The sequence below is a fragment of the Acinetobacter tianfuensis genome, from assembly GCF_003611465.1.
In the GTDB taxonomy this organism is placed as follows: Bacteria; Pseudomonadota; Gammaproteobacteria; order Pseudomonadales; family Moraxellaceae; genus Acinetobacter; species Acinetobacter tianfuensis.
The window spans coordinates 1-13,542 of sequence record NZ_RAXV01000027.1 but is presented as its reverse complement, the minus strand read 5'-3'; the positions used below and the strand labels follow the sequence as shown (position 1 = coordinate 13,542).

Annotated in this window: 13 protein-coding genes; 9 read left to right on the top strand and 4 right to left on the bottom strand. The window is 44.2% G+C overall.

The window, feature by feature from the left end; all coding sequences use genetic code 11:
* Positions 1-75 precede the first annotated feature (75 nt).
* The 6 genes from D7V32_RS12065 to D7V32_RS12040 all read left to right on the top strand — a co-directional run bounded on the left by D7V32_RS12065 (position 76) and on the right by D7V32_RS12040 (position 4,713).
* The gene (locus D7V32_RS12065) at positions 76-1,002 is read left to right on the top strand and encodes an acyltransferase (RefSeq protein ID WP_120403108.1); all 927 of its coding nucleotides are present in this window, start codon (positions 76-78) and stop codon (positions 1,000-1,002) included.
* Positions 1,003-1,016: 14 nt separating this feature from the next.
* Entirely contained in the window at positions 1,017-2,069 is a 1,053-nt protein-coding gene (locus D7V32_RS12060; protein ID WP_120403107.1) for a preprotein translocase subunit SecA, read from the top strand.
* A 133-nt stretch (positions 2,070-2,202) separates the two neighbouring features.
* Complete coding sequence (gene minC / locus D7V32_RS12055; RefSeq protein WP_120403106.1) at positions 2,203-2,928, top strand: septum site-determining protein MinC; 726 nt, start codon at positions 2,203-2,205, stop codon at positions 2,926-2,928.
* Positions 2,929-2,994: 66 nt separating this feature from the next.
* Positions 2,995-3,807: a septum site-determining protein MinD gene (gene minD, locus D7V32_RS12050; protein WP_120403105.1), complete on the top strand. Its 813-nt coding sequence runs from the start codon at positions 2,995-2,997 to the stop codon at positions 3,805-3,807.
* Between the two features lies 1 nt (position 3,808).
* The gene (gene minE, locus D7V32_RS12045; RefSeq protein WP_120403104.1) at positions 3,809-4,081 is read left to right on the top strand and encodes a cell division topological specificity factor MinE; all 273 of its coding nucleotides are present in this window, start codon (positions 3,809-3,811) and stop codon (positions 4,079-4,081) included.
* A gap of 344 nt (positions 4,082-4,425) precedes the next feature.
* Positions 4,426-4,713: a PA4642 family protein gene (locus tag D7V32_RS12040; protein WP_120403103.1), complete on the top strand. Its 288-nt coding sequence runs from the start codon at positions 4,426-4,428 to the stop codon at positions 4,711-4,713.
* A gap of 59 nt (positions 4,714-4,772) precedes the next feature.
* Here D7V32_RS12040 and D7V32_RS12035 read toward each other — a convergent pair whose 3' ends face one another.
* Together D7V32_RS12035 and D7V32_RS12030 are read right to left on the bottom strand one after the other, a co-directional pair.
* Complete coding sequence (locus D7V32_RS12035; RefSeq protein WP_120403102.1) at positions 4,773-5,675, bottom strand: AEC family transporter; 903 nt, start codon at positions 5,673-5,675, stop codon at positions 4,773-4,775.
* An 84-nt stretch (positions 5,676-5,759) separates the two neighbouring features.
* Positions 5,760-8,930, bottom strand: coding sequence for a DNA translocase FtsK (locus D7V32_RS12030; RefSeq protein WP_120403142.1), 3,171 nt, complete (start codon positions 8,928-8,930; stop codon positions 5,760-5,762).
* Positions 8,931-9,182: 252 nt separating this feature from the next.
* On the opposite strand from D7V32_RS12030, the gene trxB reads away from it, so the two are divergent.
* The 3 genes from trxB to D7V32_RS12015 all read left to right on the top strand — a co-directional run bounded on the left by trxB (position 9,183) and on the right by D7V32_RS12015 (position 11,842).
* The gene (gene trxB, locus D7V32_RS12025) at positions 9,183-10,133 is read left to right on the top strand and encodes a thioredoxin-disulfide reductase (RefSeq protein ID WP_120403101.1); all 951 of its coding nucleotides are present in this window, start codon (positions 9,183-9,185) and stop codon (positions 10,131-10,133) included.
* 123 nt (positions 10,134-10,256) lie between these two features.
* Positions 10,257-10,994, top strand: coding sequence for a leucyl/phenylalanyl-tRNA--protein transferase (gene aat / locus D7V32_RS12020; protein WP_120403100.1), 738 nt, complete (start codon positions 10,257-10,259; stop codon positions 10,992-10,994).
* A gap of 32 nt (positions 10,995-11,026) precedes the next feature.
* Complete coding sequence (locus D7V32_RS12015; RefSeq protein ID WP_120403099.1) at positions 11,027-11,842, top strand: arginyltransferase; 816 nt, start codon at positions 11,027-11,029, stop codon at positions 11,840-11,842.
* 13 nt (positions 11,843-11,855) lie between these two features.
* Here the strand turns inward: D7V32_RS12015 and rimI are convergent, their stop codons facing one another.
* Together rimI and D7V32_RS12005 are read right to left on the bottom strand one after the other, a co-directional pair.
* A complete protein-coding gene (gene rimI, locus D7V32_RS12010) occupies positions 11,856-12,314 on the bottom strand; it encodes a ribosomal protein S18-alanine N-acetyltransferase (protein ID WP_120403098.1) in 459 nt (152 codons plus the stop codon).
* 113 nt (positions 12,315-12,427) lie between these two features.
* Positions 12,428-13,309, bottom strand: a complete 882-nt coding sequence (locus D7V32_RS12005; RefSeq protein WP_120403097.1) for a metal-dependent hydrolase — start codon at positions 13,307-13,309, stop codon at positions 12,428-12,430.
* Between the last annotated feature and the right edge of the window lie 233 nt (positions 13,310-13,542).

Genomic DNA, 13,542 nt, shown 5'->3' with positions numbered 1-13,542 from the left:
GACTTTTTTATTTTTATAACAGGCTCTATATTTGTTCAATTCGACAAATTTGAAAATTTGATCTTAGGGTTTTATATGTCATCTGAAAACAAGAAGCAACCAGCATTAAAAAAAATCACACGCGGTCTGACTGTAGGTTCTGTCATTACAGGCAGTACTTTTTTTCATGGTCCTCCTGTACTTGCTCTCGGTCTGACCAAGCTATTTAAAAAATCTAAAAAAGTAGATGAAACCAATATTAAAATTACCAACAGCTGGCTCACCGTCAATAACTGGCTGATTGATCATGTGCTGCCTAATACAAAGTGGGATATTACGGTAGATGCTGACTTAGAGCTGAGTATGAATGGCCGCTATTTAATGGCCTGTAACCATCAAAGCTGGGTAGATACAACTGTTAATCAATACTTTGGCTTAACACGAATGCCCCTAACCCGCTTTTTCACCAAGTGGGAGCTGATCTTCATTCCATTTGTCGGTCAAGCTTTTAAAATCTTAGGCTTTCCAATGATGAAGCGCCACAGCAAGGAACAGATTGCAAAAAATCCTGAACTGAAATACCGAGATATGGAAGAAGCGCGCAAATCCTGCGAACAGCTTCTGAGCCAGCCTTTCACTCTGCTGAATTATTTAGAAGGCACACGTTTTACCCCAGAAAAACACCAGCAGCAGAAATCCCCTTATACCAATTTGCTTAAACCGAAAGCAGGCGGTCTTGCTTTGGCATTGAGCATTTTAGGTGACAAAATTGATGCATTAGTGGATATGACCATTGTTTATCCAGACGGCGCTCCCGGTTATGGTGAGTTTTGGCTGGGAGAAGTGCCGCGTATTGCTGTAAATTTACGTAAAATCAATATCCCAGACTGGGTTTTAGGCGGAAACTATGAGGATGATCCTAAGTACCGTGAAAAATTCCAGACTTGGGTCGATGAACTGTGGACTGAAAAAGATCAGCTGATTACGCAAATGAAAGCGCAATATGCTTCAGCTGATAAATAAGCAAGTGGACTGACATGACGCAAAAAGAACCTGTTAAAAAATCTAAATACCATTTAGTTGACCCGACCAGTTTGTCTTTTAAGCTGTTTTTGGCCTATGACATTTTCATGGTGTTTATCATTATTTTTAACCTGTTCTGTCTTGGTATGAACTTCTTTCTGATGAGCAGCATCGGCAGCTGGTTTTTTCATACCATTCATCTGCCTGCTGTACTGGATTTCTACCGCGAACATTTGCATCCATGGGTCATCACGACTGAAGCCTGGTTTATTGTTTTCTTAATTTTCGAGCTGCTGGTGCGCTGGGGCATTGCTATTGCGCAGCGCCATCATCAGCGCTGGTTCTTCTTTCCTTTTATTCATTGGTATGAAATTTTAGCCATCATTCCGCATTTGCGTTTTTTACGTTTATTCCGCGCAGGTGTGATCGCATACCGCTTGTATGAAATGGGTTACCAAATCTTTCCGAAGTCATGGCAAGACAAGGGGCTATTTTATTACCGTGTTGTCATGGAAGAGCTTTCAGACCGTGTCGTGATTACAGTGTTAGATGGCTTAAAGCACGAACTGAATACCAGCACCACGCACAAGGACCTGATCAGCAACATCGTGCAGCACCATAGAGAAATGTTCTCTCAAGTGCTGGCAGAAATACTGCAGGAAAATCTCAGCCGTGAATTGCGCGCTGACCGTGAACGGATTGCTAAAAATGTCGGTGTAATCGTCAATCAAGCGATTGAAGATACCCCTGAGCTGACTCAGCTGCTGCGCCTGATTCCTTTGGTCGGGGGGCGTATTGAACAGCAGATTCAAAGTATTGGCCAGCGTTTAGGCGAGAACATTACACATGGCTTAATTGATCCAATGGCTGAGCCTGCGCAAAGCAGCTCTTCACAGCCAAATTTATATGCAGATATTGCACAGCGTATCAGCCGTATTGAAATTGAAAACAATGCGCACTTAGATGAACTGGTGCGTTCTGCCGTATTTGAAAGCTTAGAAGCAGTACGCAAGCAGGTAAAAGTAAAACAATGGCAGGAAGCTTTGAAAGAGCAGCAGCCAGACTAGATAAAGAATAAGCAGCGGTGCAAAAATATTTGCGCTTCACGCTAGTGAATTGTGCCGTTTTGCTCTAGGATTTGCTCTATTTACAAAATCACTTCCGCACAAAACCAAATAGTGAGAAGTTTAAGGAATAATTATGGCTGACATACGGATAAAAGGCAGAATGGTCAATGCGATCCGCATTACCCTAGATACCAATGATCATGATGCGATCCGCCAGCAACTCTCCCCTATGCTTCAAAAGAGCTTTCCTGCCGGTACGCTTGCCGTCATTGAAAGCAGCGTAGAACAAGAGCTGATTGAACTGATTCAATTGCTCATCAGCCTAGACCTGCAGCCGATGGCCGTGACTGAAGGCTTATTGGCAGATCAGGCGCGTTCAATTCAGTTCCCTGTTATTCCGCCAGACCGCAAGCTGGAACAGATTAAGCCAACGAAAGAGCAGTCTGCTGAAACACCGGCTGCACCCGAAACGTCTGCTGCAGCCGTCAGCACAGCGCCTGCACCTGAAGCGCCAGCTGTACGCCATGTGACGTCTTATCATGATGAAATTTTGCGGACAGGCCAATGCATTGTGCAAAATTCTGGCGATATTATTTTAAATGCCGGCATTAACAGCGGATCTGAAGTGATTGCTTCAGGAAATATACATATTTATGGCATTGCGCGTGGTAGAGTCATCGCCGGTGCTGGAGGCAATATCGCCGCACGTATTTTCTGTCACTCTCTTGAAGCCGAACTGGTTTCCATTGCTGGCACGTACTGTGTAGCAGATGATATCCCGCCGCATGTCGTGAAAAAATCTGTGCATATTTATTTAAATGATCAGCAAGAGCTGGTATTTGAAGCTCTGCAATTTTAATGTATAAATAAACACCAAAAGCCCCATAAGAATTAGGGGATTTAAACCATAACAGGAGTGGATTCGGTGGCGAAAATTGTTGTCGTAACGTCAGGCAAAGGCGGTGTAGGTAAAACTACAACAAGCGCATCTTTTGCAACAGGTTTAGCCCTACGCGGTCACAAAACTGTTGTGATCGATTTTGACGTGGGTTTGCGTAATCTAGATTTGATTATGGGCTGCGAACGCCGCGTTGTGTATGATTTTGTCAATGTATTAAATAACGAAGCACGATTACAGCAAGCGCTTATTCGTGATAAAGACATTGAAAATCTTTATATTTTGCCAGCTTCACAAACACGCGATAAAGATGCGCTGACCGATGAAGGCGTAGCGCGTGTCATGGATGAGCTTTCTCAAGAGTTTGACTATATTATTTGCGACTCGCCAGCCGGTATTGAACGCGGCGCAATCCTTGCCATGTACCATGCCGATGAAGCAATCATCGTCACTAACCCTGAAATCTCATCTGTGCGTGACTCTGACCGCATCATTGGCATGCTGGACAGCAAAACCAAAAAAGTGGAAAACAACGAAGGCCGTATCCGTAAACACCTATGTATTACGCGTTACAACCCTGAACGCGCAGATAAGCAAGAAATGCTGACGATTGATGACATTTCTAAAGACATCTTGCGCGTGCCTACGCTGGGCGTAATTCCAGAGTGCAAAACAGTACTGCAAGCATCAAACGAAGGTAAACCTGTAATTCTGTTCACTGAAACAGAAGCTGGTGAAGCTTATGATGATCTCGTTGCACGCTTCCTTGGTGAAGAGCGCCCATATCGTCACATTACAGCCAAACCAAAAGGCTGGTTAGCTCGACTATTCGGAGGATAAGATGGCAGGATTTTGGAGTAAATTATTCAGCGGCGACGACAAACCTTCTAGCGCACAAACAGCAAAAGACCGTCTGAAAGTCATTGTTGCCTCTGAAAATGGCTTAGGCAAACGTTTGAGTCAAGACAAGATTGACCAAATGAAAAAAGAAATCATGCAAGTGGTCAACCGCTATGTGCGCGGTGTAGATGAACAGCACATTCAAATGTCTGTACGCTCAGAAGCAAATATTGAAATGCTTGAAATGAATATCAATTTGCCTGAAGAGCGATAATCTGATTTCTGATTAGTCAAGCAAATTGAATCAAGGCAAAATATGAGCCTGAACAAAGCGCGGCTTTGTTCAGGCGCAAGACGAGAAGCTTTGCTTCGAAGTGGCCTAATCATTAAGTTCTGCTTTGTTCTGATGCAAGACGAGAAGCTTTGCTTCGAAGTAGCCTAATCATTAGGCTCTGCTTTGTTCTGATGCAAGACGAGAAGCTTTGCTTCAAGTGGACTGAATACCAGCCATAACATGAGCGGCCTAGCTTCACGTAGAGATGGTGAATGAAATACCGCTTCACTTGCGTACTTACCTTTTGCCTTTTTTATTTTCAAAACAATATTTAGGAGATTGCGATGGCATTGTCTCAGCCTGCAACGTTTAACGAAGAATGGTCTGATGAGCGTGTATTTGCCTACCTGACTCAGCTGCCTCCTGAAGGTGTGAACGGTGACTTCCATGTCCTGTACCATGCATTCAAGCACATGCGCCCAGCAGATTATGAGCGCCTGCTGACTCAATTCACTGCAGACGGCCGCGATGTTAACGCAACAAATCCAGAAGGCCAGCGCATTCATGACGTGATTGCTCAATATCCGCGTCAAAGTGAAGGCTTCTTAGCTGTATTAGCAAAATTTGCATAAGCAATTTCGAATAAAAAAAGCCTGTGTATACAGGCTTTTTTTATGGCCGCATTTTAAACTCAATATAAAAACCACATGAGTAAGGGAAAGCTTCCGATAAAGCACAGGGTCTGAAGGCTAATCACGCCAGCCATGAGCTGGCTATCCCCTTGAAAGTACCGCGTTAAAATATAAGATGCGGATGCAGTCGGTAAAGCAAAGAAAGTCACAATAATAATGCTTTGCAGCGCATCCAAATTAAACCAGCTTGCCGCGGCAAAAGCCAAGCAAGGCATCAGCATTAAGCGGCCTAGTGTATTCAGCGACAATCGCGGCAAATCCTGTTTCAGCTGACTAAACTGTAAGGCTGCACCAACTGAAAGCAAACCCAAGGGCAAACTCATACTGGCTAAAATTTTAAATAATGCATCTAGCCCCTGAAATAATGGCAAATTCGAAAGATTAAACAGCACCCCTGCTGCACAGCCTAAAATCAGCGGGTTCTTGGCTATAGCTGTAAACATGCTAAGCCACTGCCCGCTTTGCCCCCGCGAGAAAGACATCACAGACAGCACATTCACCACAGGTATCGCGACAACGATCAGCATGGCAAACATTTGCATGCCTGGCTTGCCATACAGCGTTCCCATTAATGCCAACCCTATATATGTGTTAAACCGTATATGGCTTTGCACATATACGCCAAAGCGGAATGGCGGTATGCCATATATTTTTTTTAGCCCCCAAAGTACAGTGCTGGCAAGCAGTACAACGCTAAAAAATGCATACAGCAGCTTGAGTATCGTATTTAAATTCAGCTCAACGTCTGCCAAATTTGTAAACAGCAGCGCTGGAAATAATAGATAGTAATTCAGCTTTTCAGAATTCGCCCAGAATGCGTCCTGCACGAATTGTTTGCGCTTTAGCAGATACCCCATCGCAATGAGTACAATCAGAGGAAATAAGGCGGTAAATAAGTTCATGAGTACTGCTCAATAATGCATGACGGGTCCAAACTGCATTTGCATAAAAAAGCAGTCCGAAGACTGCTTTTAAGAAACATCGGGTTAGATCAAGATATCACGTTTGCCGTTTGCACCCATGGCGCTGACAATCCCGTTTTCTTCCATCTGGTCGATAATACGGGCTGCACGGTTATAGCCAAGGCTGAATTTACGCTGCAGTGATGATGTCGATGCTTTACGTGTTTCAAGTACGAAAGATACACACTGATCATACAGCGCATCACGGTCTGAGCCGCCATCGCCATCTTCAAAACCGCGAGAGGTCGGCTCTTCATCATATGGCGTTAAAATTTCATCCACATAATTAGGCTCACCGCGTTCACGCCAAGCATCACAAATACGGTTCACTTCATCATCACTGATAAATGCGCCATGCACACGCTCAGGCTCAATTTTACCAGGCCCTAAAAACAGCATGTCACCATGACCCAATAGGTCTTCTGCACCGCCTGCGTCTAAAATTGTACGCGAGTCTAACTTACTGTTCACACGCAAGGCTGCACGGGTTGGAATATTCGCTTTAATCAAACCTGTCACAACATCCACCGTTGGACGCTGTGTTGCTAGTAATAAGTGAATGCCAGCCGCACGTGATTTTTGCGCCAAGCGAGTAATCATTTCTTCAGCTTTTTTACCCACCTGCATGATCATGTCAGCAAATTCATCCGCCACAATCACAATCAATGGCATTTCTTGTAAACGAGGTGCACGCTCGCCCGCCACAGACTCACTGGCTTTCCATGTTGGATCAAACAAATCCTCACCATTTGCCAACGCCTCTTGTACCTTACGGTTATAGTCCATGACTTTACGCACTTTCATCATCGACATCAGCTTGTAACGGCGTTCCATTTCATTAACACACCAGTTTAAAGCACTGACTGCATCTTTCATGTCAGTCACGACTGGAGTTAACAAATGCGGAATATCGTTATAGTTGGCAAGTTCCAGCTGCTTAGGATCAATCATGATTAAACGCAGCTGTTCAGGTGTATATTTCAATAGCATTGAAAGCAGCATTGAGTTCACAGCAACAGACTTACCCGAACCCGTTGTGCCTGCTACCAGCATATGCGGTGCCTTAGCCAAGTCAGCTAACACTGGATTACCTGAAATATCCTTACCCATCGCCATGCTAAGCAAAGCATTTGGATCACGGTATGCAGGTGTTTCCAGCAATTCAATCAAACGCACCATTTCTCGCGAGCTGTTTGGCACTTCAATCCCAATATAGGGCTTGCCTGGAATAACTTCGACCACACGTACCGAAGCCATCGACATCGAACGCGCTAAATCTCGGGAAATATTAGTCACTTTTGAAGCTTTAACGCCCGGCGCCAAATCCAGCTCAAAACGGGTGACAACAGGTCCCGGCTGCGCTTCAATGACTTTAGATTTAACGTTAAATTCCTGCAGCTTGATTTCCAGCAGCTCAGACAGACGCGCCAATTGTTCTTCTGTAAAGTTAACCTTTTTATTTGGATCCACGTCATCCAGCAAATCTAAACCGGGCAAAGGCGGCAAGTCTAAGCGCTTTTTCGCCACTTGCATGGCGCGTGAAAGCGGACGGCCTGCAGCATCTGTTAATGGCGCATCAAAGTCAAAATCATCTTCCTCAAAATCATCTTCCGACTCTGCTGGACGGCCAGCAGTATCCTGCCAAACCTCACGAAAAGCATCTTTATTCGAGCTGATCAGCGCTTTTTCTTCTTCAGATACCAACGGTTTTGGCGCTTCAAAATTGGTTTGAATATTAGCATTTACCAATTTTGATGACTGTGCATAGCTGCTTGCGGTGCGCGGCGCAGACGTTTCATCCAGATCATCGACCAGCAGATCATCTAAATCATCAAAGTCGGTTTCTCGCACCGTATTTTGCACAGCATGCAGCGGGGCAGCAGGCGCAGCTGCACTTAAACCAGATACAGCCGCGGCTGCAGAAGGCATAGGCGCAGATGAGTGCTGTATTTCATCCCGTGCCCTTGCCGGCTCAGGTTCATACAGATCAAAATCATCCAATTCAATATCGGCAGCAGGCGCACTTTTTACCTGTTCTGGCACGATTGGCTGCTGAGCAGGCTGATGAAATGGCACATGCGCATCTGTTGCTGTTTTGCCGTTTGGCACGGCAGCCAGCAGCTCATCAAAGATTTCATCATCATCCCAATCGACAGACGGCTTTTTCTGCTCTTGGATAGGCTGTATATCCGCTTTAACCTGCGCTACATCTTGAAAATGCACTGCAGACTGAGGCTGTTTCTCTTCAGCAGCTTTCAGCAAGGCATCAATATCTTGTTTATGGCGGTTATCATCATCTGAACTCAGCGCACGCCACACCTCCCCTGTTGCAACCACACGGTCAGGATCTTGAGTCAAACGATGCGCTTTTTCTAAGGTTGCCTCAAATTCAGGGTCTTCCGGCAGCTGATCATCGCCTGCCTCAAAACGGCGTTCCGCTTCCCTTTCTTTATCTGCGATATCTGCAAATAAACGCTCAGCGTAAGCATCCCGAACGGCTGGGTCGACCGCCGCAGCTTTCTGTTCAGGCACCGCAGCTGGCTCTGCTGCAGGCGCGGGCTTATGCACGGCTTCTGTTTTCACAGGCGCTGCCGTTAAATCATAGGCAGATTCACTTTCTGGCACATTGCGGTAAAACAAATCCTGTAGATAAGCTGGCGCTGCCCGCAGCGTTGCCCAAGTACGGTTCCATTTCACACCAAATGCGAGCGTGAATAATAATATCCAAAATGCAATCAGAAATACCGCAGCCCCATATACGGTTAAAAGATTACTCAGGCTTTTCCCTAATTCATAGCCAATAATGCCGCCCGATGAATTTTCCAGGGTATCGGCAGGCACTTCCCAGAACAGGAACAGTAAGCTGGCTGTTGCCAGTAAAATAAAAAATTGCGCCGCTATACGGAATGGACGGTTTAAAAAACTATGCGGCCACCAAACTTGGGCAGCTTCAGCAAATAAATAAACGGGTATCAGCAAGCTGGCCCAGCCTAAAAAGCCGAACAGCAGATCTGATATCCATGCGCCCGCCACGCCGCTGGCATTAGACACATGCATGGTATCACTGGAAACATGCATCCAGCCCGGATCAAATGGCGTATATGTCACTGTTGCAAGGAACAAATAGATTCCAAATGAAACCAAGAATAATGTCATTATTAAGCGCTGTGCATAAGCACCCGACACCGCTGTCATATACTGTCCTGTAACCAATTTATTTAAATGTTCTTTTTGCTGGCTGGCTTGATCAAAGCTGCGCAATAAACTTGATATTATGCACTTCTTCATTCAAAAAAGATGCATGATTATTTATGTATGTTGTTAACTTAATTCTATATAGCCCAAATCGATTTCAGTGATCAATAATATCGACTTTAATCTGACACATCAGTCAGCCACTTTCACGTATAATTCCATAAATTTCTATATAAAAAAAGGATGCCGCGAATGAGCGCTCGCCACTCACGTTTAATTATTTTAGGTTCTGGCCCGGCAGGTTACAGCGCTGCTGTATATGCTGCCCGCGCAAACTTAAAACCTACACTTATTGCAGGCTTGCAATTAGGCGGTCAATTAACAACAACAACTGAAGTTGATAACTGGCCTGGCGATGCGCATGGCTTGACTGGCCCTGCACTGATGGAACGCATGCAAGAACATGCTGAACGTTTTGGCACAGAAATCATTTATGACCATATTAATGAAGTTGATCTCAGCGTTCGCCCATTTGTATTAAAAGGCGATATGGATGAGTTTACCTGTGATGCACTGATTATCTGTACAGGCGCAACAGCACAATATTTAGGTTTAGAGTCTGAAGCGGCATTTATGGGCCAAGGCGTAAGCGCATGCGCGACATGTGACGGCTTCTTCTATAAAAACCAAAAAGTGATGGTTGTCGGCGGCGGCAATACTGCAGTTGAAGAAGCGCTTTACCTGTCTAATATTGCATCACACGTCACTTTAGTTCACCGCCGCGACTCATTGCGTTCTGAAAAAATTCTGCAAGATCACCTTTTTGCTAAAGAAAAAGAAGGTAAAATCAGCATTATCTGGAATCATCAAGTAGATGAGGTTTTAGGTGACGCACAATCTGGCGTAACATCTGTGCGCTTAAAGTCGACTCAAGATGACTCGACTCAAAATGTAGATGTAACAGGCATGTTTGTTGCCATTGGCCACAAGCCAAACAGTGCAATGTTTGAAGGCCAGTTAACGCTTCGTGACGGCTATGTGCAAGTTCAAAGCGGCACTTCTGGCAATGCAACACAAACTTCTGTACCGGGCGTATTCGCTGCGGGCGACATTGCAGACAGCATTTACCGTCAAGCTATTACATCTGCCGGTTCAGGCTGTATGGCTGCTTTAGATGCAGAAAAGTATCTAGATGCGCTTTAATTCCAAAGCCATTTCAGTATAAAAAACCGCCGTCATGGCGGTTTTTTATTTTTATTGATCTCATTGGGCATTTCGCTGAATTTCGCTATGATCAAAACAGTTCTCTTGATTTGAATCACCATTATGCAGCGCTTGCCAGCTTCCGAATTTATTTTCCCAAACCCCATTGAAGCTGACCCAGATGGCCAAGGCTTAATTTGCATTGGCGCAGACCTCTCCCCTTCTACGTTATTCGAAGCTTACTCACATGGGCTATTTCCATGGTTTTCCGAAGGTGACCCCATTTGCTGGTGGAGTCCAGAACCGCGCTGCATTATTCATCCGCAAAATTACCGCCCAAGCAAAAGCTTAGTGCGCAGCATGAAAAAAATGGACTATAAAATTACGGTCAATCACGCTTTCGAACAGGTCATCCGCTCCTGCTCTTTGCCGCGCAGCTATGCAAATGAAACATGGATCAGCGAAGATATTATTCAAGCCTATATCGGCATGTTTGAAGCAGGCTATGGCTACAGCATTGAAGTTTGGGAGCAAAATCAAGTTGTAGGCGGCCTCTATGGGATCAATATTGGTCAAGGCTGCTTTGGCGAGTCTATGTTCAGCACCCGAACAGATGGTTCAAAAATGGCTTTTTACACCCTTATGCTGATTGGACTGGAAAATCAGCTGCCGTGGATAGACTGCCAGCTGGTGAATGATCATTTGCTTAGCCTTGGCGCTTGTACACTTTCTCGCCAAGCGTACCTAAATTCGTTACAAGATGTGATAAAACAGCCCTCTATTGATTGGAAAAAGTATCAAGAGGGTGTATTTTCAAGTAAAACAATAGCGCTAAATGCGCAATTAATTAAATCAGCATGAGTACATGCGCATAAAATAGAGGGATATTTGCAATGAACTCTTATCAGCCAAAATCCCTGCTCAATGAATTGCAGTATTACATTACGCCGCCTCACGACTGCAGCTATTTAGATAACAAATCTGCACGTATGGTATTTTTAGACCCTGTACACCGCATTGATGTCGTGACGCTATCTGAACTGTCACGCATGGGTTTCCGCCGCAGCGGCGACTTTGTATACCGCCCCGAATGCCATCTTTGCCGCCAATGCCTGTCTTCACGTGTGCCGATACATGAATTTATCATGAACAGCAAACAGAAAAAGGCATGGAACCGCAATCAGGACTTAAAGCTGAAAATCACTCGCCCTGAAGATGCAGGCGATATTCATTATGCGCTGTATGAGCGCTACATCATTGAGCGTCATGCTGACGGCGATATGTACCCGCCAAGCCGTGACCAATTTGAAAAATTTCTGATTCACAGCTGCACAGACAGCTTTTTCCTCGAATTATGGAAAGATAATCAGCTGATCAGTGTTTCAACCTGTGACTCATTAGATGACGGACTTTCTGCGGTATATACGTTTTTTGACCCAGAGCAAAGCCGCCGCTCACTAGGGGTATTTGCAATTTTAAAACAAATTGAATATGCCAAAACACTGGGACTGCAGTTTATCTATTTAGGCTATTGGGTACCGCATTCAGGCAAGATGAATTACAAGTCTGAATACATCCCGCTAGAGCTGCTGCTGGATGGTCAATGGCGCCGCCTGAACCGCCCGCTGACTGCAGATGAAATAGAACAGCTGGGCAGCTCGCTGATGACGACACTGCCATCTGGCTGGAACAATTCAATTATTAAATAAACAGATGCATGGGTTATTTAAATAACGATGCAAAGTCATCACTGCATGTACGCACCATAATCACTGCATGTTCTCGGCCGCCATCGGCGGCAGGATAATAGTTTTTACGCAAATCTATTTGATGAAACTCAGCTTTTTCATATAAACGAATAGCGGCTATATTGCTCTCGCGCACTTCTAAAAAGATTTGCACTGGATTATTCGGCAGCATCGCAATAGATGCCTCTAAAAGCTGATAGCCCAAACCTTGCCCTTGATATGCGGGATCGATTGCCATCAGCAATAAATTTGCCTCATCTAAAACGGGCTGCAAAATACAAAAGCCCGCTGCTTTGCCTGCATATTCAATGACAGTACTGACATAACTTTCAGCAGCCTCTTCAAACTGCTTCAATGACCACGGGTGGCTTTGCACCATTTGCTCAATACGGAATACATCTTGCGCATCCGCTTTTTGCATCAAACGAATCATCTTCGTTCTATCTTTTCTAAAAACAGGAAATTGGATTATAGAGCTTTATACAAAAAATCGAATCAAAAAAAGAACGGTTTATACCGCTCTTTCTGTTTTAGTTTAACAAAGCATTAAAAGCCCAGTTTTTCTTTCCATTTTGCCAGCAGACTATGCGTATCCAAATCATTTGGGTGAAAGCCTGGTTTAAAATATTCCAGCATTTCTTTACTCATGCCTGTAATTACCCCTTTTTCCAAACTATATCCATATTCATAAACGATCTTTAATTCATTTAGACTCAGCTTATTGTCTTGCTTAAGCAATCTGAGTAAAAAATAACTTTGTACACAAAATAAAGTCACCATCGCTGCAACTAAAGCTGCAGTACGCACCGTATAAGATTTTACGCCTTTACCAAAAACACCTTCATATACATCATAAGCAACTGCTTTATGTTCATTTTCTTCAATCGCATGCCACAGCCACATCGTTTTCATGGTTTCATCTGTCATTAACTCTTGTAAATACGGATTACTGAGCAATTGAGTTGCGATTGTTGCAGTAAAGTGTTCAAGCGCTGTTGTTATCGTCAAATCGACCATTTCTTTATTGAAGCCAAATGGTTTACCCACTGCTGCTAAAAACTTACTCGAAAATTTTAATACCTTTCCTGTATAGCGGTCTAATGTGTCTATATCATGGCCATATTTTTGAGCAGAGGCATTAAAACCAACATGCTCTTGTGTATGCATTGCTTCTTGACCAATAAATGCCGAGATCTCTTTTTGCAGTTCAGCATTATCCTTGATCGCTGGATGCTGACGCACAGCACGCACGCTATCAATAAAGAACATTTCACCCGCCGGAAATAATGCAGATAATGCTGTCATAAAATGCGTTAATCCAGCCGAGCCGCTCATCCAATACTCTGGAACGGTATTAAAATCAAAGTTCATACGGCGAACTGGAAAACTTGCGCCTGCACGGTTGGTGATATTTACTTTAGCGTTCATGGTAACTCTCCTTCCGATCAGCCAAGGGCTAATCAATCCTTATCTTTATATTTTCATAGTTTTATATTAAAGATTTAGTCAGATCCGTTAAGCGCAGTTAAGGTCAAGCGATTATCAGTTAAGGACAGCTTTTTAAAATATTGTCAGACAATTTCTTGTTATGAATTTAATGTTCCAAAAAGTTACACATAAAAAAAGCGCTCCAATGGAGCGCTTTTTTACACAATCAGATG